This window comes from Micromonospora sp. WMMB482, assembly GCF_019038635.1.
Classification (GTDB): domain Bacteria; phylum Actinomycetota; class Actinomycetes; order Mycobacteriales; family Micromonosporaceae; genus Micromonospora; species Micromonospora marina.
In genome coordinates, this window is the sequence record NZ_JAHOPD010000020.1 from 1,152,817 (window position 1) to 1,170,971 (window position 18,155).

An 18,155-nucleotide genomic window follows, 5' to 3' on the forward strand; every position below is an offset into this window, starting at 1 on the left:
CCGCGCTCCGGCTGCCACCGCGCTGGGTGCCGCCTGGAAACAACCTGTGAGATCAGCGGAGCAGCCGCCGCAGCCCCTCCAGCGCGCCGTCGAGCAGCCGGATCGCGGTACGGAGCTGGTTGTCGCTGAGCCGCCGGGCCCGGACCAGCGCCCCGACCTCGACGGTGAACGCGGCGAGCCGCTGGTCGAAGTCGGCGAGCAGCGGCGACTCGTCCGGGCGGGCCGGTCCCCCGCCGTCCGCGGGCCGGGTGGTGGCGGACGCCGTCCAGCCGCCCTGCCGGGTCTGCCGGGCCACCTCGCGCAGCTCGCGCTTCAGGTCGCGCACCGATCCGCGTACCTCGGTGCGGATCTCCCCGGCCAGCGCGGAGAGATCCTCTACGGCGGCGCCGATGTCGCTCTCCAGCGTCGACAGCTCGTCGGCGCGCTGCCGCAGTTCGGCGCGGCCCGCCTCGGTGATCTCGTAGACCTTGCGCCCGCCGGCGGCGGTGTGCGTGACCAGCCCTTCCGCCTCCAGCCGCTGCAGCCGCGGGTAGATGGTGCCGGCGCTGGGCGCGTACAGGCCGAGGAAGCGCTCCTCCAGCAGACGGATCAGCTCGTAGCCGTGCTTCGGGCCGTCGTCGAGCAGCTTCAGCAGGTAGAGCCGGAGCCGGCCGTGGCTGAACACGGCGGTCACGGCACGTCCTCCACATGGTCGGCGGGCGCGACCGGGCGGGCGAGCAGCGCGATGCTGCCGGAGGTCGCGGAGGCCCAGAGCCTACCCGTACCCCCGCCGAGCACGCCGTGACTGTCCCTGATCGAGCCCAGCCCGCGCTGACCGCCGCCCACCTGCGGGAAGCCGCTGGTGATCCGGCCCGCGGTGGTGTGCAGGTGCACGGTGAGGTCACTGTCCTCGCGGACCCGCACGGTGATGCTGCCGGAGATGGCGCTCAGCCGGATCTCGCTGCCGCTCGGGTTGTCCAGGTCGCAGGTGATCGAGCCGGAGACGGCGTGGGCGCGGACCCGCTCGGGCGCGCTGTCGGCGAGGACCAGCTCACCTGAGACCGTCTCCAGCTCCAGGTCGCCGCCGATGCCGAGCGCCTCGACCGGCCCCGAGGCGACCTTCGCGCTGGTGCGCCCCCGCAGCCCGCGCAGCGTGACCTGCCCGGAGGTGACGTCCACCCGGGTCTCCCGGCGCAGCCCGGAGGCGACGAGCGCGCCGCTGACCACCGACAGGGTGGCGAGCACGTCCGGCGGGACCGCGACCGACACCTCGGCCCGGATCCGGTTGCCGAACCAGGAGAAGAGGCCGAGCCAGCCGGGCTTGCGCTTGTGCCGGATCGTCAGCCGCCCGTCGCGCACCTCGACGAGGAGCGGCCGGTCGCTGATCCGGGTCACGTCGACCCGGGCCGGACCGTCCGCGCCGACCACGTTGAGCCGGCCGCTGATCAGCTCGGCGTCGAGCCGCGTGATCGGCTCGTCCAGCGTGATGCGCTGCGGGTTCTCCACCGTCCAACTGGCCATGACACGCTCCCCTCGTCGGCGTGCCGATCGACGGCCCGCCAAGTGTTGCGAGGAGCATAACGCGATACATCGCGACTGAACAAGACACTATCGCGATTATGTCGCGTCGCCGACGACCTGATCGCCCCACAGACCGGTCAGGCTGCGAGATCGAGCCCCGGTGCGGCGGACCGGGCACCCGTCACGGACCCGGAGCGGGCCACTGACACAGGCGCAGCCGCGACGGACACGGGAGCGCCACCGGACGCGGCGACGGGCGCGGGCGGAGTGGCGAGCGCGGGACGACGGGCGCGCGACCGGACGGGTGCGGACGGGTGGATCGCGGCCTCGGCGATCCGGGCCAGCGCCCTCCGGTCCGCACCGGGCGCCGGGTGCAGCGCGGCGCTCACCCTCACCGTCACGGTCAGATCCCGGGCGGCGAGCACCCGGCGAACCGAAGCCCACAGCGTCTCCTCCCCGAGGAAGGCGGGCAGCGTGCTCGGGTCGCCCGCGTACCGGTAGCCGAGGCTCAACGGCACCACTGGCGCGCCCGCCGCCACGGCGGCCTCGAACATCGCCGGGCGGAAGCCGCGGGCCGGGCGGCAGTCCGCCGCGGCGCCGCACCAGGTCGTCCCCTCCGGGAACACCGCCACCGACCGCCCGGACCGCAGCGCGTCGGCCACCGACGCGACGGTGCCCGGCAGATCACGCGGCCGGGACCGGTCCACGAAGACGGTGCCCGCCGCAGCGGCCAGAGCGCCCACCAGCGGCCAGCGCCGGACCTCGCGCTTCGCCACCATCCGGGCCGGCGACACGGCGAGCACCGCCAGGATGTCCAGCCAGGAGAGGTGGTTGGCGACCAGCAGCGCGCGCCCGCGCGGCGCCCGGCCGCGGACCAGCAGCCGCACCCCGAGGGTACGCAGCGTCCACAGTGCCCAGCCGCGCAGCGCGGCCCGGCCCCGGGCGGCGGGCAGCACCGGCAGCAGCGCGGCCAGGCCCGTCCCGGCCAGCAGCAGCCCGAGTACGCCGAGCAGCCGCCCGGCCCGGCGCAGCCACGACACGTCCGGGGCAGCCGGCGCCGGAAGACAGTCCGGTCCGCACCCCGAGGCGGGCCGCCACAGGCCCGCCCCGTCGACGCCCGCGCGCGGGTCCGCGCCGAGCCCGGGGACAGCGGCGGTCACGACCCGGCCCCGCCGAGGAAGTGCCGCAGGTAACGCGGGTTCATCCGGTCCAGCGAGAACAACACGTAGAAGTCGGCGCAGCCGAAGTCCGGATCGTACGCGGGCTCGCCGGCCACCCAGGCGCCCAGCCGCAGGTAGCCGCGCAGCAGCGGCGGCACGAGCGCCCGGCGTTGCGCCGGGGTGAGCGCGGCGAGGTCGGCGGCGGGCGCCTCGGCGAACCAGGGCCGGCGCGGGATGACCCGCAGCAGCGGCGGGGCGAGGTGCCGAGCGGTGACCTCGGCCCACACCTGCGCGGCGGCGGTCCCGCCGTCGGCGACCGGCACCGAGGCGCAGCCACCGAGCCAACGGGCGCCACGCAGGTGCAGATAGCGGCAGATCCCGGCCCACATGAGGTTGATCACGGCGCCGGTGCGGTGATCCGGGTGGACGCAGGAGCGGCCCGCCTCGACCAGGTCGTCGCGGAGCGGGGCCAGCGGGCCCAGGTCGAACTCGGAGTCGGCGTACCGGCGGTCGGTGCGGCCGGGCGGCAGCAGCCGGTACGTGCCGACGACCTCCCCGGTCCCCTCGTGCAGCACCACCAGGTGGTCGCAGTACGCGTCGAACCCGTCGGTGTCGAGCCCGGTGGCGGCGGTCGGCAGGGTGGCGCCGAGTTCGCCGGCGAACACCTCGTGGCGCAGGTGTTGCGCGGCCGCGACCAGTGTCGGGTCGTCGGCGATCAGCAGGGTGTAACCGCTGGTCGTGAGCGGTGCGCCAGCGGCGTGCAGAACGGCCATGACTCCTGTGTAGGTGCCCCGGGTTGCCACCGGACGGGATGAGGGGTGTCGATCCGGTGAACGCCGGTCGGCGGCGGCGTGCGAACCGGGACGGCCGGGACGGGACCGCCGTGTGCGAGGCTGCCGGGCGGACCGCCCGCGACGGCGCAGGCGGAGGGGAACCCGGAGGTGCACATGCTGGTCGAGGCCCGCTTCCAGGGGCCGGACGGCTCCGGCAACGGCGGCTGGAGCGCCGGGATCTTCGCCGCGCTGATCGACGACCGGGGCCCGGTGGAGGTCACGTTGCGCCGGCCGCCGCCGCTGGACACCCCGCTGGCCGCCGCCGACGGCGAGGTACGCGACCCGGACGGACACCTGGTCGCCCAGGTACGCCGGGTCGAGCCGGTCGACGCGGTGGTGCCACCGGTGGACCCGGCGACGGCGGCGGAGGCCGCGCGCGCGTACCCGGGCCTGGTCGACCACCCGTTCCCCCGTTGCTACGTCTGCGGCCCGGCGAACCCGGACGGGCTGCGGATCTTCCCCGGGCGGCTGCCGGACGGGCGGACCGCCGCGCCGTTCCGCGCGCCGGCCGCTGTGGTGCCCGCGACGGTGTGGGCGGCGCTGGACTGCCCGGGCGGCTGGGCGGTGCTCGCGCCCGGCCGGCCGTACGTGCTGGGAAGGATCGCCGTGCAGGTCACGGCGCTGCCGCGGCCCGGCGACGAGTGCGTGGTGACGGGCATCGCGGTCGGTTCCGAGGGACGCAGGGCCGAGGTGCACACCAGCCTGTACGGTTCGGACGGCGCGCTGCTCGGCCGCGCCCGGGCCACCTGGGTGGCGCTGCCGACCGCTTGATCTCCTCCCTGAGGAGGACGGCGCGTACGCGTCCCGCCTGATTGACCCCCTTGCGCCGGGTTGGAAGGCTGTTGCGGGGCGCCCCCGCAACAGCGCCCCCACCGGCGCGCGTCGAGCCCGCCGGGGCAGGAGAGGAGAATGATGTCCGACGGGCAGCCACGCCCCAGTGCCGGGACCGGCCAGATCACCGTGTCCGGCCTGACCAAGCAGTACAAGAACGTCCGCGCGGTGGACAACCTGTCGTTCACCGTCGAGCCGGGCCGGGTCACCGGCTTCCTCGGCCCGAACGGCGCCGGTAAGACGACCACGCTGCGCATGCTGCTCAACCTGGTGACGCCGAGCGCCGGCACGGCCACCATCGGCGGCAGCCGCTACGCCGACCTGCCCGACCCGCTGCGTACGGTGGGCGCGGTGCTGGAGGCGTCCAGCGCGCACAAGGGCCGCACCGGCATCAACCACCTGCGGGTGATCTGCGCGGCGGCGGGCCTGCCGAAGGAGCGCGCCGACGAGGCACTCGCCCTGGTCGGGCTCTCGCCCGCGGCGAAGCGCAAGTTCAAGGGCTACTCGCTGGGTATGAAGCAGCGACTCGGCATCGCCGCGGCGATGCTCGGCAACCCGCAGGTGCTGATCCTGGACGAGCCGGCCAACGGCCTGGACCCGGAGGGCATCCGCTGGATGCGCGGCTTCCTCAAGGGGCTGGCCGCCGAGGGACGGACGGTGCTGGTCTCCAGCCACCTACTCTCCGAGATGCAGCTGCTCGCCGACGACGTGGTCATCATCGCGGCCGGCAAGCTGATCCGGCAGGGCCCGATCGACCAGGTGATGGCGTCGATGACGCACGGCGTCCGGGTGCGGGTGCGCACCCCGCAGGCCGACGACCTGGCTGCGGCGCTGCGCGAGCAGGCCGCCACCGTCGACGCCGACCCGAACGGCGCGCTGCTGGTCAGCGGCGTGGACGCGCCGACAGTGGGCCGGGTCGCGCTGGCGGCCAAGGTGGAGCTGCACGAGCTGACCACCGAGCGCCCCGACCTCGAAGGGGTCTTCCTGGAGCTGACGGCCGGAAAGGCGGAGATCCGATGACGCTGGTCCGATCCGAACTGCTCAAGATCCGTACCACCAGCACCTGGTGGATCTTCGGGCTGATCAGCCTGGCGCTGTGGGCGCTCACGCTGTTCTTCAACTGGTTGCAGACCGAGGCGCTGGCCGGCGGGGACTTCGGCGAGGTGCCGGCCGACCAGTCCGACCAGTTGCAGGCCGTCTCGGCCGCCGACAATCTGGCGGCCAACCTCTACACCAACGGCCAGTTCTTCGGCCTGCTCATCGTGCTGCTGCTCGGCATCGTGGTGGTGACCAGCGAGTTCTTCCACCAGACGGTGACCACCACGTTCCTCACCGCGCCGCACCGCACCGCGGTGATGCTGGCCAAGCTGGTCGCGGCCGGCGTGCTGGCGCTGCTGTTCTGGCTCGTCACCACAGTGCTGAACCTGGTCACCGCGCCGCTGATCCTCAACTCGGTGGACGTCGGCTCGCAGCTCGGCAGCGGGGCGATCTGGCGGGCGATCGCGCTCAACGGCCTGGCCTATCTGCTCTGGTCGGTGCTCGGCGTCGGGCTCGGCGTGCTGATCCGCAGCCAGATCGGCGCCACGGTGACCGGCATCCTGTTCTACCTGGGCGGCGCGATCGGCGCGGTCATCGTCCTCAGCCTGCTCGCGTCGCGGTACGGCGACTGGATCAACAAGCTTCAGCTGCTGGTCCCGTCGCTGGCCTCCGGCCTCATGGTGGGCGGCGACACCGACATCCCGGGCAACCCGCCGCAGTGGGCCGGCGCCCTGGTGCTGATCGGATACGCGGTGGTGGCCGGCGCGATCGGCGTGGCCACGATCCGCAAGCGCGACATCTCCTGACCTTCGCGTCGGGGACGGACCCCGGTCGGTGACGGACGTCATCGGCCGGGGTCTCGCTCTAGCAGGAGTCGGCGGATCACGCAGCGTTTGCCGAACTTCTGGCATCTTCTGTGAAACGGACCACCAGCCGGAGGCGAGAATGCCTGCGCGCAGCGCACGGCGTAGCCTTGGCATCGGTTTACCCAGCGTCGGCAACCGGGGGTTACCGGGGGCCACCGTGACATTCACAACCGCGTGAAAGAGGCGATTAGCGGCCGTGTCGACCCAGCAGACTTCGCAGGAGAACCCACTGGCGGGTTTCGGCCCGAACGAGTGGATCGTCGAGGAGATGTACCAGCGTTACCTCGCCGACCCCTCGAGCGTCGATTCGGCCTGGCACGACTTCTTCGCCGACTACCGGCCGGCCCCGGGCGCCGCCGCACCGCGCCCGGACGGCCAGGCCAAGCCGGCCGCGAAGCCGGAGCCGGCTGAGCAGCAGGAAGCCGTGGCCACCGTCACCGAGCAGCAGCCCGCCAAGGCCGAGCCGAAGGCCACCAGGCCCGAGCCGAAGGCCACCAAGGCCGAGGCCGCCCCGGCCAAGCCGGCCCCGACCAAGCCCGCCGCCAAGCCGGCGGCGAAGGCGCCCGAGCCGGCCAAGAAGTCCGCCCCCGCCAAGCCGGCCGCCAAGGCGCCGACCGCGAGCGCCGCGGGCACCACGCCGCTGCGCGGCGTCGCCGCCAAGATCGTGCAGAACATGGACGCGTCGCTCGCCGTCCCGACCGCCACGAGCGTGCGCGCCGTCCCGGCCAAGCTGCTCGTCGACAACCGCATTGTGATCAACAACCACCTGGCCCGCGGCCGCGGTGGCAAGGTCAGCTTCACCCACCTGATCGGGTACGCGCTGGTCCGCGCGGTCGTCGAGCACCCGGAGATGAACAACTCCTTCGCCGAGGTCGACGGCAAGCCGGCGATGGTCCGCCCGGAGCACGTCAACCTGGGCATCGCGATCGACCTGGTCAAGCCGGACGGCTCGCGCAACCTGGTGGTGCCGTCCATCAAGGGCTGCGAGCAGATGGACTTCCGGCAGTTCTGGCAGGCGTACGAGGACGTCGTCCGGCGCGCCCGTCGTAACGAGCTGACCATGGAGGACTACTCCGGCACCACGATCTCGCTGACCAACCCGGGCGGCATCGGCACCGTGCACTCGATCCCGCGCCTGATGCAGGGGCAGAGCGCCATCATCGGCGTCGGCGCGATGGAATACCCGGCCCCCTACCAGGGCATGAGCGAGGCCACCCTGGCCGAGAACGCGGTCAGCAAGGTTCTCACGCTGACCAGCACGTACGACCACCGGATCATCCAGGGCGCGCAGTCCGGCGAGTTCCTGAAGGTCATGCACGAGCTGCTGCTCGGCGAGCGGGGCTTCTACGACGGCATCTTCACCTCGCTGCGGATCCCGTACGAGCCGGTGCGCTGGATGCGCGACGTGGCCGTCGACAGCGAGGGCCAGATCAACAAGACCGCGCGGGTCCACGAGTTGATCCACGCGTACCGGGTGCGCGGCCACCTGATGGCCGACACCGACCCGCTGGAGTTCAAGATCCGTAAGCACCCGGACCTGGACGTGCTCCAGCACGGGCTCACGCTCTGGGATCTCGACCGCGTCTTCCCGGTCAACGGCTTCGCCGGCCAGCAGCGGATGAAGCTGCGCTCGATCCTCGGTGTGCTGCGCGACTCGTACTGCCGCCGGGTCGGCATCGAGTACATGCACATCCAGGACCCGGAGGAGCGGCGCTGGATCCAGGAGCGGGTCGAGCGCAAGTACGAGAAGCCCAGCTCCGACGAGCAGAAGCACGTGCTGAACCGGCTCAACGCCGCCGAGGCGTTCGAGACGTTCCTGCAGACCAAGTACGTCGGCCAGAAGCGCTTCTCGCTGGAGGGCGGCGAGTCGCTGATCCCGCTGCTCGGCGAGGTGCTGGAGTGCTCCGCCGAGGCCGGGCTGGACGAGGTCGTCATCGGCATGGCCCACCGCGGCCGGCTCAACGTGCTGGCGAACATCGTCGGCAAGCCGTACGAGAAGATCTTCTCCGAGTTCGAGGGGCACCTCGACCCGCGGTCCACGCAGGGCTCGGGCGACGTGAAGTACCACCTCGGCCAGAACGGCAAGTTCTCCACCCCGGACGGCGAGCACGCGGTCAAGGTGTCGGTGGTGGCGAACCCGTCGCACCTGGAGGCCGTGGACCCGGTGCTGGAGGGCATCGTCCGGGCCAAGCAGGACCGCATCGACCTCAAGCTGGAGGGCTACACCGTGCTGCCGCTGGCGGTGCACGGTGACGCCGCCTTCGCCGGCCAGGGCGTGGTCGCCGAGACGCTCAACCTCTCCCAGCTGCGCGGCTACCGCACCGGCGGCACCGTGCACGTGGTGGTCAACAACCAGGTCGGCTTCACGACCGCCCCGGAGTACAGCCGGTCCAGCCTCTACAGCACCGACGTGGCGCGGATGATCCAGGCGCCGATCTTCCACGTGAACGGCGACGACCCGGAGGCTGTGGTCCGGGTGGCCCGGCTGGCCTTCGAATACCGGCAGGCGTTCAACAAGGACGTCGTGATCGACATGGTCTGCTACCGCCGGCGCGGGCACAACGAGGGCGACGACCCGTCGATGTCCAACCCGGCAATGTACAAGATCATCGACTCGAAGCGGTCGGTCCGGAAGCTCTACACCGAGGAGCTGATCGGGCGCGGCGACATCACCGTGGAGGACGCGGAGGAACTGCTGCGCGACTACCAGGGGCAGCTCGAGCGGGTCTTCAAGGCCACCCGGGACGCCGCGACCACCCCGCGCCAGCTCAGCCGCCCGGCGCGCGAGGACGAGCCGGAGCCGCAGGTCGACACCGCCACCGACACCGCGGTCGTCAAGGCGATCGGCGAGGCGCACGTCAACCTGCCGGAGGGCTTCACCCCGCACAAGCGGATCCAGCAGCTGCTGGAGCGGCGTCGCAAGATGTCCGTCGAGGGCGGCATCGACTGGGGCTTCGCCGAGATCATCGCGTTCGGCACGCTGCTGCACGACGGCGTCACCGTCCGGCTCGCCGGGCAGGACTCGCGCCGCGGCACGTTCGTCCAGCGGCACGCCTCGGTGGTGGACGCCAAGACCGGCGAGGACTACCTGCCGCTGAAGTCGCTCACCGCCGACGGCGAGCGGTCGCGCTTCTTCGTCCACGACTCGCTGCTCTCCGAGTACGCGGCGATGGGCTTCGAGTACGGCTACTCGGTGGAGAACATCAACGCGCTGGTGGCCTGGGAGGCCCAGTTCGGTGACTTCGTCAACGGCGCCCAGTCGGTGATCGACGAGTTCATCTCCTCCGGCGAGGTGAAGTGGGGTCAGCGCTCCGCGGTGACCCTGCTGCTTCCGCACGGCCACGAGGGCCAGGGCCCGGACCACACCTCCGGCCGCCCGGAGCGGTTCCTCCAGCTCTGCGCCGAGGACAACATGCGGGTGGCCATCCCGACCACCCCGGCGAACTACTTCCACCTGCTGCGCCGCCAGGCCCTGTCGCCCAAGCGCAAGCCGCTGGTGGTGTTCACGCCGAAGTCGCTGCTGCGGCACAAGCTCTGCGTGTCGCCGGTGGAGGACTTCACCACCGGGACGTTCTCCCCGGTGCTTGCCGACACCGCGGCTCCGGCGCCGGAGCAGGTCAAGCGGGTGCTGCTCTGCTCGGGCAAGGTCTACTACGACCTGTTCCAGGCCCGGCAGGAGCGGGGCGTCACCGACACCGCGATCATCCGGATGGAGCAGCTCTACCCGCTGCCCGTCGAGGAGGTCCGGGCCGCGCTGGCGCAGTACCCGAACGCCGAGGACTTCGCCTGGGTCCAGGAGGAGCCGGCCAACCAGGGCGCCTGGTCGTTCGTCGCGCTCAACCTGCTGGAGCACCTGCCCGAGGTCCGGCTGCGCCGCATCTCCCGGCCGGCCGCCGCCGCCCCGGCGGTCGGCTCGGCGAAGATGCACGAGGTCGAGCAGAACGCGCTGATCGAGGCGGCTCTCCCCCGCCCGTGACGACACCACCGGCAGCGGCCCGTCCCGACCCGGGGCGGGCCGCTGCCGTACGACGACGAGAGGAACACCGTGTACTTCACCGACCGTGGCATCGAGGAGCTGGTCGAGCGCCGTGGCGACGGGCAGGTCAGCATGGAGTGGCTGGGCGAGCGGCTGCGTGACTTCATCGACCTGAACCCGGACTTCGAGACCCCGATCGAGCGGTTCGCCACCTGGCTGGCCCGTCTCGACGACCCGGACGACGACTGACTGCCCTCCTCCCCCTCCCCCGCGATCTTGCAGTTGCGGCCCGGCTCGTGTCCGGTTAGTGGCATATGCCAGGGCGGCAACTGCAAGATCGGCGGTGCCCCAGGGGGTGGGGACGGGTCGAAGGACCTGGGCGGCGGTTACAGCGATCTTGTAGCGTGAGGTCGTGGCGCGCAGCGTGTACCTGACCGGCGTTGGTTCGGGCGGTGGAAAATCGACGGTGGCGCTCGGGCTGGCCGAGCTGTTGTCCCGCCAGGTGGAACGGATAGGCGCGTTCCGGCCGCTCGTCGGCGGTGACGGAGCCGACCCGATCCTGGCCCTGCTCACCGAGCGCTACCGGATGGACCTGCCGGTCGGCGAGCTGCACGGCGCCACGTACGCCGAGGCGAGCGCGCTCGTCGCGGACGGCCGCCGGGAGGAGCTGATCTCCCGGATCGTCACCCGCTACCGGGAGGTCGAACGGCGCTGCCCGGCGATGGTGGTGATCGGCAGCGACTTCGCCTACGGCGACGGCACCGGCCCCCGCGAGCTGGCCTTCAACGCCCGGCTGGCGACCGAGTTCGGCAGCGTCGTGGTGCCGGTGGTGGACGGGTTCGGGCAGGAGCCGGACGCGATCGCGGCTGCGCTGCGCGGCGCGTACCACGATCTGGCCGACCTCGGCGCGACGGTGGTCGCGGCGCTGGCCAACCGCGTGCCCGAGCCGATGACGCTGCCCGAGCTGCCGGTGCCCGCGTACGCGATCCCGGAGGTGCCGACCGTGTCGGCGCCGACGGTGGCCGAGGTGGCGGCGGCGCTGCGCGGCACCGTGCTCGCCGGCGACGAGACCGCGCTCGACCGCGACGTGCTCGACTACGTGGTGGGCGCGGCGCACGTGCCGACGCTGCTCGACCACCTCACCGACGGGGCGCTGGTGATCACGCCGGGCGACCGGGCGGACCTGCTGGTCGCCGCCGGCGCCGCGCACGTGGCCGGGCAGGTGTCCCTGGCCGGTCTGGTGCTCACGCTCGGCGAGCAGCCCGACCCGCGGGCCATGCGCCTGGTCGAGCGGATGAACAGCGGGCTGGCCGTGCTGTCGGTACCGAGCGACAGTTACGACACGGTGGCCGCGTCCAGCCGGATCGAGGGCCGCCCCAGCACCGCCAACCCGCGCAAGGTCGAGGCCGCGCTCGGCGCGTTCGAGCGCTGCGTGGACACCGACGACCTGGCTCGCCGGCTGCGGGTCAGCCGTTCCGCGCGGGTGACCCCGCTGATGTTCGAGAACGACCTGATCGACAGGGCCCGCGCCCGGCGCCGCCGGCTGGTGCTGCCCGAGGGCACCGACGAGCGGATCCTGCGCGCGACCGAGGTGCTGCTGCGCCGGGGCGTCGCCGAGCTGACCCTGCTCGGCCGCCCGGACGAGATCGCCCGGCGCACCCGGGAACTGGGCGTCGACCTCGGTGACGCCCAGGTCGTCGACCCGGTGACCAGCCCGTGGCGGGACGAGTTCGCGCAGGCGTACGCGCAGTTGCGCGCCCACCGCGGCGTCACACCGGAGCTGGCACACGACATCGTCGCCCAGCCCAACTACTTCGGCACGATGATGGTGCAGACCGGCCACGCCGACGGCATGGTCTCCGGCGCCACCCACACCACAGCCGCCACCATCCGGCCCGCGTTCGAGATCATCCGGACCGTGCCCGGCGTCTCCGTCGCGTCCAGCGTCTTCTTCATGCTGCTCGCCGACCGGGTGCTGGTGTACGGCGACTGCGCGGTCAACCCCGACCCGGACGCCGACCAGCTCGCCGACATCGCCATCTCGTCGGCCGACACGGCGGCCCGGTTCGGCATCGAGCCGCGGGTGGCGATGCTGTCGTACTCCACCGGCAGCTCCGGCTCCGGCGCCGACGTGGAGAAGGTCGCGGCGGCCACCAAACTGGTCCGGGAACGCCGGCCGGACCTGCTGGTCGAGGGCCCGATCCAGTACGACGCGGCGATCGACCCGCAGGTGGCGGCCACCAAGCTGCCGGACAGCCCGGTGGCGGGACGGGCCACTGTGTTCATCTTCCCGGACCTGAACACCGGCAACAACACGTACAAGGCGGTGCAGCGGTCGGCCGGCGCGGTGGCGGTCGGGCCGGTCATGCAGGGCCTGCGGCGGCCGGTCAACGACCTGTCCCGGGGCGCAGGGGTGCCGGACATCGTCAACACGGTGGCGATCACCGCCATCCAGGCCGCCGCGGAGGCGTCGGAATGAGCCGCATCCTGGTCCTCAACAGCGGATCCTCGTCGGTCAAGTACCGGCTGTACGACGGCGACGACGTCCTGGACAAGGGCACCGTCGAGCGGATCGGCGAACCCGGCGGCGGGCCGGCCGACCACGAGGGCGCGGTCCGGGGGATCATCGGCCGGCTCGACCTGACCGGGCTGTCCGGCGTCGGCCACCGCGTGGTGCACGGTGGGCGGAAGTTCAGCGCGCCGGTACGCATCGACGACGCGGTCGTCACCGCGATCGAGGATCTGGTGCCGCTGGCCCCGCTGCACAACCCGGCCAACCTGGCCGGAATCCGGGTGGCCCGGGAGGCGCTGCCGGACACCCCGCAGGTGGCGGTCTTCGACACCGCGTTCCACCACACGCTGCCCGAGGCCGCCGCCACGTACGCGATCGACAAGGCCACCGCCGAGCGGTACGACATCCGCCGCTACGGCTTCCACGGCACCTCGCACGCGTACGTCTCGCGTCGTGTCGCCGACCTGCTCGACCGCCCGTATTACCGGATCAACACGATCACCCTGCACCTGGGCAACGGGGCGAGCGCGTGTGCCGTACAGGGCGGGCGCAGCGTCGCCACCTCGATGGGCATGTCCCCGCTGGAGGGCCTGGTGATGGGCACCCGCAGCGGCGATCTCGACCCGACGGTCATCTTCCACCTGCGCCGCGAGGGCGGCATGGTCGTGGACGACATCGACGATCTGCTCAACCACCGCAGCGGCCTGCTCGGGCTGACCGGTGTGAACGACATGCGCGAGGTGCTGGCCCGCCGCGACTCCGGTGACCCGGACGCGACGCTGGCGTTCGACGTCTACTGCCGGCGGATCACCGGATACGTGGGTGCGTACTACGCCCTGCTCGGCCGGGTGGACGCGATCGCGTTCACCGCCGGGGTCGGCGAGCACGCCGCACCGGTCCGGGCAGCCTCGCTGGCCGGGCTGGAGCGGCTGGGCGTCGCGGTCGACCCGGCGCGCAACGACGGTCACGGCGACCGGCTCGTCTCCCCCGACGGTGCGGAGGTGGCGGTGCTCGTGGTCGGCACCGACGAGGAGCGGGAGATCGCCCGCGAGACCCGCGAGGTGCTCGGCGTCTGACCGCGTGCGCCCGGTCCTTCCCGCTGCTGGTCCGGGCCGGGTCAGCCGCGATCAGCCCAGGGCGATCCAGGCGACCAGGGCGACCACCACGACGGCGGCGACTGCGACGCCGGCGATCAGCGGCAGGCGGGACGGCGCCGACGCCGGCGCGGCCGGCTCGGGAGAATCGACGAATGCGCGGAACTGCGCGGTGTTGCCACTCGGGTCGGTGTAGTTCTCAGCCATGCGGCTGACCCTAGCGAAGCCGACCGGACCGGAATGTCCCGCCGGGCCGCCACCCGCGGATCCGGGTGGCGGGATCGGGCAAACCCGGCCACCCGGTGGAGGCGGGAGCCGCCCGGGTGGCGGTGCCGACGGGCCCGGACGGCGGGCGCGGGCCGACCGCTCGGCTGCCTACCGTGCAGGTGTGAGGGGGCAGCGGCTGGTCGCCGCGCTGACGACGGCGCTGCTGGCCGGTTGCGGCCCGGCCGTGGCCACGCCCGACCCGGCCCCGGCCGCAGTCGGGTCCGCGCCGGAGCACCCGTACGCGGTGGGGCTGCGGCAGTTCACGCTCGACCTGGCCGGCAGGCGGCCGCTGCCGGTCACCGTCTGGTACCCGGCGCAACCGTCCCCCGCACCGGCGCACGCGGCCGGCTCCGGCCTGTCCGGCCCCGGTTCGGCTGGCCCTGGTTCGGCCGGTGCCGATCTCGCGGCCGTGTCCGGCTCGGGCGGATCCCGCGACGCCACGGCCCTTCCGTCTCGCCCGTCCGTCCTCGCCACCCCCTCCGGGTCCGGCCAGGCCACAACGGCGAGTCCCGGCCCGAGGCGCGGGCCGCGCATCCGGCCCGGTGCGCCGTTCGCCGCCGGACGGTTCCCGGTGGTGCTCTACAGCCATGGGCTGCGCAGCCTGCCCGCCCTGCACGCGGCGCTGACCAGCCGCTGGGCCGCCGCCGGGTTCGTGGTGGTCGCGCCCGCCTATCCGCGGACGAACCAGCGCGCCCGCAGCTACACCCGCGACGACGTCCGAAACCAGCCCGCCGACGCGTGGCGACTGGTCCGCCACCTGGTCCGGCTGGGCGCCCGCCCCGGGGATCCGCTCGGCGCGCACATGGACATGGACCGGTTCGCCGCCGCCGGGCACTCGGCCGGCGGGCACACCACGCTCGGCATGTTCGCCTCCGGGCAGCCGTCCCCGGTACGGGCCGTAATCGTGATCGCCGGTGGCCGGACCGTCGCCGGCCTCTCCCGGCCGCTCGCGCCGATGCTGTTCGTGCACGGAAGCGCCGACCGGATCGTGCCGGAGTCGATCGGCCGGGCCGCGTACGCCCGCTGTCTCGGGCCGGCCGCCTTCCTGAGCCTCACCGGTCAGGGCCACGGCGAGTACCTGACGCCGGGACGGCCCGGCTTCGCCCAGGTGCTCGCCACCACCACCGACTTCCTGCGCTGGACGCTCTACGCCGACCGCGCCGCCCTGCACCGCCTCCCCACCGACGCCACGGTGCCCGGCCTGACCACCTTCACCACCCGCGCCCTGCCCACCTGACCGCCCCTGCCCCGCCCCTGCCCCGCCCCTGCCCCGCCCCTGCCCCGCCCCTGCCCCGCCCCTGCCCCGTCGATCATGAGGTTGGCGGCGCTCGCTGTCCGCTTTGTCGCCGCCAACCTCATGATCGACGCCCCCTGCGGTGGGTGGGTAGGGTGCCAGGGTGGACGGGCTGGCGGGGCGGCAACTGGGGGCGATCCGGGAGGTCGTCGACGTCGCCGGCGCCTGCGGGATCGAGGTGTGGCTGCGCGGGGGCTGGGCGATGGACTTCCATCTCGGCGACGTCACCCGCCCGCACGTCGACGTCGACTGGTACTGCTGGCGGCGCGACGCCGCAACGCTCGCCGACCGGCTCGGCGCGCTCGGCTGGCGGACCGACCTCCGGATGCCGGCAACGCTCCAGCTCGACCTGCTCCGGGGCGACGTCGAGCTGAGCTTCGCGTACCTCGATCGGAACCCGGACGGCCGGGTCGTCGTCGGCGCGGGACCGTGGGCGGGCACCGCCCTGCCGGAAGGCATGCTGGCCGGGCCGCCCGGCCGGATCGGCACGCTCGCGGCACCGGTGATCAGCGTCGAGGCGCAGATCGAGTTCAAGGAGATGTTCCCGGTCTGGATGCCGGAGCGTCCGCGCCGGGCCAAGGACGCCGCCGACCTGGCCCGTCTCCGGGCGTCAGCTGGCGGTCACCCGCCGCGCTGACCGGGCCTGGTGGCCGGGATCGCGAGGCACAATCGAGTTCATGCGCCGTCGACCCGTCGCCCTGCTCACCGCCGCCGTGCTCGGCGCCGCCCTCACCGGCTGCTCGGAGCAGCCCACCGCCCCGGCCGGGCGGCCCGCTCCCGACGCCCCACCGACGACCACCGCACCGGCTCCGCGCGTACCCGCCGGTAAGGCTCCCACGGAGAGCTTCGCGGTCGGCGTACGTCAGGTGAAGCTGAACCGCGACGGCGACCGGCCGTTGCCGGTGACGCTCTGGTACCCGGCGGCAGGCGCTGCCGGTGGTGGGGCCGAGCGCTCCGCCCCGGCGGCGGACGGGCGGTTCCCGGTGGTGCTGTTCAGCCACGGGCTGAGCGCCCGGCCGGAGGACTACCAGACGCTGCTGACCCGATGGGCGGCGGCCGGTTTCGTGGTCGCCGCGCCGCGTTTCCCGAACACCTCCCGGGGCACCGACGGCAACCCGCTCGACGTGCTCAACCAGCCGGCCGACGTGTCGTACGTGCTGACGCGGGTGCTCGCGCTCGGCGAGAAGGCGGGCGATCCGCTGCGCGGCAGGCTGGACCCGGAGCGGGTGGCCGCGACCGGGCACAGCGCCGGTGGCGTGACCACGATCGGGCTGTTCACAGCGGGCCGGGACGAGCGGCTGGACGCGGGCATCGTCTTCGCCGGAACCGCGCTCGGTGTGGGCACCGCGTTCGCCGGCGCCGCCGCGCCGCAGTTGTTCGTGCACGGCGAGGCCGACGAGGTGGTGTCGTACGCGGCCGGCAAGGCCGTGTTCGACGCGGTGCCGTGGCCGAAGGCGATGCTCAGTCTGCCGAAGGGCGACCACGGCCGGGCGCTGCTGGGCGACGGCAGGGCGCTGGGCGTGGTCGCCGACACCACTGTCGAGTTCCTCCGCTGGACGCTCTACGGCGACCCGGCGGCGAAGAAGCGCCTCCCCGCCGACGCGGCCAAGGGCGGCCTGGCCACCCTCGACGACCGGCTGTAAGGAAGGGCCCCTTCTTAACGTCTCCGGTAGAGAAGGGGCCCCTTCTTAACGCGCCGGCCGCGCCGGCCGCGCCGACCCCGCCGGCCGCGCCGACCCCGCCGTCCGGGCCGACCGCGCCGGCCACGGCGTCGGCGTCGCCGACCGCGTCAGGCGGTGTGGTCGACGACCACCTTGCCGAAGACCTCACCTGAGTGCAGCCGGGCGAACGCCTCCGAGATCTCGCTGAACGGCACCACCCGGTCGACCACCGGGCGCACCTCGCGCTCGGCGCAGAACGCCAGCAGTTCGGTCAGCTCGTCCGGGGTGCCCATCGAGGTGCCGAGGATCTCCAGCTGCATGGCGAAGACCCGGCGCAGGTTGACCTTCGGCTCGTGGCCGGCGGTGGCGCCCGAGACGACGATCCGGGCCATCGGGGCGGCGGACTTCAGCGAGTGGTCGAAGGTGGCCGCACCGACCGTCTCGATCACCACGTCGACCCGTTCGGGCAGCCGTGCGCCGGGCTCCAGCGCGGTCGCCCCCAGCTCGGTGATCCGCTCCCGCTTGGCGGCGTCGCGGCTCGTCGCGTACACCCGCTTGCCGAGCGCGACGCCGAGCGCGACGGCCGCGGTGGCCACGCCACCGCCGGCGCCTTGAACCAGCACCGACTCGCCGTCGGCGACCCGGCCTTTGGTGGTCAGCATCCGCCAGGCGGTGAGCCAGGCCGTGGGCAGGCACGCCGCGTCGGTCGCCGCGAGGCCTTCGGGCAGCGGCAGCAAATTCATCCGGGGTACGGCGACAAGCTCGGCGAATGTGCCCTGGTAGTGCTCGGAGAGGATGGAGACCCCACGCGGGTCGCCAGGGGTGGGCACCACCGGGTAGATGACCACCTCGTTGCCGTCCGGGTCGGTGCCGACCGCGTCGCAGCCCAGGATCATCGGGAGCTGGTCGGCGGTCAGGCCCACGCCGCGCAGCGACCAGAGGTCGTGGTGGTTGAGCGAGCTGGCCCGTACCTGCACGGTGACCCAGTCGTCCTGCGGGTGGGTCGGCTCGGGACGGTCGCCGACGGCGAGCGCGGCGAGCGGGTTGTCGGCGTCGAAGGCCGAGGCATAGGCAGCACGCATGATCGGCACGGTAACAAGCTGAGCAGGAGTTAAGAAGGGGC

Annotated in this window: 16 protein-coding genes; 10 read left to right on the plus strand and 6 right to left on the minus strand. The window is 73.2% G+C overall.

Annotation, left to right across the window (positions count from 1 at the left end; all coding sequences use genetic code 11):
- Nucleotides 1-52 precede the first annotated feature (52 nt).
- From KSK32_RS06235 to KSK32_RS06250, 4 genes are all read right to left on the minus strand, one after another.
- Nucleotides 53-673, minus strand: coding sequence for a PadR family transcriptional regulator (locus tag KSK32_RS06235; RefSeq protein WP_216929399.1), 621 nt, complete (start codon nt 671-673; stop codon nt 53-55).
- Nucleotides 670-1,500 carry a DUF4097 family beta strand repeat-containing protein gene (locus KSK32_RS06240; RefSeq protein ID WP_216929400.1) on the minus strand — a complete coding sequence of 277 codons (831 nt, stop codon included), beginning with the start codon at nt 1,498-1,500 and terminating at the stop codon, nt 670-672. The genes KSK32_RS06235 and KSK32_RS06240 overlap by 4 nt, the downstream gene beginning before the upstream one ends.
- Before the next feature lie 137 nt (nt 1,501-1,637).
- Nucleotides 1,638-2,660, minus strand: coding sequence for a 1-acyl-sn-glycerol-3-phosphate acyltransferase (locus tag KSK32_RS06245; protein ID WP_289256501.1), 1,023 nt, complete (start codon nt 2,658-2,660; stop codon nt 1,638-1,640).
- Complete coding sequence (locus tag KSK32_RS06250; RefSeq protein ID WP_216929402.1) at nt 2,657-3,433, minus strand: GNAT family N-acetyltransferase; 777 nt, start codon at nt 3,431-3,433, stop codon at nt 2,657-2,659. The genes KSK32_RS06245 and KSK32_RS06250 overlap by 4 nt, the downstream gene beginning before the upstream one ends.
- 174 nt (nt 3,434-3,607) lie before the next feature.
- On the opposite strand from KSK32_RS06250, the gene KSK32_RS06255 reads away from it, so the two are divergent.
- The 7 genes from KSK32_RS06255 (at nt 3,608) to KSK32_RS06285 (ending at nt 13,792) form a co-directional block, all read left to right on the plus strand.
- The gene (locus tag KSK32_RS06255) at nt 3,608-4,264 is read left to right on the plus strand and encodes a hypothetical protein (protein WP_216929404.1); all 657 of its coding nucleotides are present in this window, start codon (nt 3,608-3,610) and stop codon (nt 4,262-4,264) included.
- A gap of 138 nt (nt 4,265-4,402) precedes the next feature.
- Nucleotides 4,403-5,344 (plus strand): ABC transporter ATP-binding protein, encoded by a 942-nt coding sequence (locus KSK32_RS06260; protein WP_374226695.1) that lies wholly within the window; start codon nt 4,403-4,405, stop codon nt 5,342-5,344.
- A complete protein-coding gene (locus KSK32_RS06265; protein WP_216929406.1) occupies nt 5,341-6,168 on the plus strand; it encodes an ABC transporter permease in 828 nt (275 codons plus the stop codon). The genes KSK32_RS06260 and KSK32_RS06265 overlap by 4 nt, the downstream gene beginning before the upstream one ends.
- A 256-nt stretch (nt 6,169-6,424) precedes the next feature.
- A complete protein-coding gene (locus tag KSK32_RS06270) occupies nt 6,425-10,204 on the plus strand; it encodes a multifunctional oxoglutarate decarboxylase/oxoglutarate dehydrogenase thiamine pyrophosphate-binding subunit/dihydrolipoyllysine-residue succinyltransferase subunit (protein WP_216929408.1) in 3,780 nt (1,259 codons plus the stop codon).
- Between the two features lie 69 nt (nt 10,205-10,273).
- Nucleotides 10,274-10,453 (plus strand): DUF6104 family protein, encoded by a 180-nt coding sequence (locus tag KSK32_RS06275; RefSeq protein WP_216929409.1) that lies wholly within the window; start codon nt 10,274-10,276, stop codon nt 10,451-10,453.
- A 163-nt stretch (nt 10,454-10,616) separates the two neighbouring features.
- Complete coding sequence (pta, locus tag KSK32_RS06280; protein ID WP_216929411.1) at nt 10,617-12,683, plus strand: phosphate acetyltransferase; 2,067 nt, start codon at nt 10,617-10,619, stop codon at nt 12,681-12,683.
- A complete protein-coding gene (locus tag KSK32_RS06285) occupies nt 12,680-13,792 on the plus strand; it encodes an acetate/propionate family kinase (RefSeq protein WP_216929419.1) in 1,113 nt (370 codons plus the stop codon). Before pta ends, KSK32_RS06285 begins: the two co-directional genes overlap by 4 nt.
- Before the next feature lie 51 nt (nt 13,793-13,843).
- On the opposite strand, the gene KSK32_RS06290 is transcribed toward KSK32_RS06285, so the two are convergent.
- Nucleotides 13,844-14,017, minus strand: coding sequence for a hypothetical protein (locus KSK32_RS06290; protein WP_216929420.1), 174 nt, complete (start codon nt 14,015-14,017; stop codon nt 13,844-13,846).
- 181 nt (nt 14,018-14,198) lie between these two features.
- Here KSK32_RS06290 and KSK32_RS06295 point away from each other — a divergent pair, with 181 nt between their 5' ends.
- The 3 genes from KSK32_RS06295 to KSK32_RS06305 all read left to right on the plus strand — a co-directional run bounded on the left by KSK32_RS06295 (nt 14,199) and on the right by KSK32_RS06305 (nt 17,014).
- On the plus strand, nt 14,199-15,314 hold the full coding sequence (locus KSK32_RS06295; RefSeq protein ID WP_216929422.1) for an alpha/beta hydrolase: 1,116 nt from the start codon (nt 14,199-14,201) through the stop codon (nt 15,312-15,314).
- Between the two features lie 160 nt (nt 15,315-15,474).
- Nucleotides 15,475-16,008, plus strand: coding sequence for a nucleotidyltransferase domain-containing protein (locus KSK32_RS06300; RefSeq protein WP_216929424.1), 534 nt, complete (start codon nt 15,475-15,477; stop codon nt 16,006-16,008).
- A gap of 40 nt (nt 16,009-16,048) precedes the next feature.
- Entirely contained in the window at nt 16,049-17,014 is a 966-nt protein-coding gene (locus KSK32_RS06305) for a chlorophyllase (RefSeq protein ID WP_216929426.1), read from the plus strand.
- 146 nt (nt 17,015-17,160) lie between these two features.
- On the opposite strand, the gene KSK32_RS06310 is transcribed toward KSK32_RS06305, so the two are convergent.
- Entirely contained in the window at nt 17,161-18,123 is a 963-nt protein-coding gene (locus KSK32_RS06310; protein ID WP_216929428.1) for a zinc-binding dehydrogenase, read from the minus strand.
- Nucleotides 18,124-18,155 lie beyond the last annotated feature (32 nt).

Coding starts and splice junctions, on each gene's coding strand:
- KSK32_RS06290 (WP_216929420.1), bottom strand. CDS start 14,017: ATGGCTGAGAACTACACCGACCCGAGTGGCAACACCGCGCAGTTCCGC.
- KSK32_RS06240 (WP_216929400.1), bottom strand. CDS start 1,500: ATGGCCAGTTGGACGGTGGAGAACCCGCAGCGCATCACGCTGGACGAG.
- KSK32_RS06285 (WP_216929419.1), top strand. CDS start 12,680: ATGAGCCGCATCCTGGTCCTCAACAGCGGATCCTCGTCGGTCAAGTAC.
- KSK32_RS06260 (WP_374226695.1), top strand. CDS start 4,403: ATGATGTCCGACGGGCAGCCACGCCCCAGTGCCGGGACCGGCCAGATC.
- KSK32_RS06305 (WP_216929426.1), top strand. CDS start 16,049: ATGCGCCGTCGACCCGTCGCCCTGCTCACCGCCGCCGTGCTCGGCGCC.
- KSK32_RS06265 (WP_216929406.1), top strand. CDS start 5,341: ATGACGCTGGTCCGATCCGAACTGCTCAAGATCCGTACCACCAGCACC.
- KSK32_RS06250 (WP_216929402.1), bottom strand. CDS start 3,433: ATGGCCGTTCTGCACGCCGCTGGCGCACCGCTCACGACCAGCGGTTAC.
- KSK32_RS06255 (WP_216929404.1), top strand. CDS start 3,608: ATGCTGGTCGAGGCCCGCTTCCAGGGGCCGGACGGCTCCGGCAACGGC.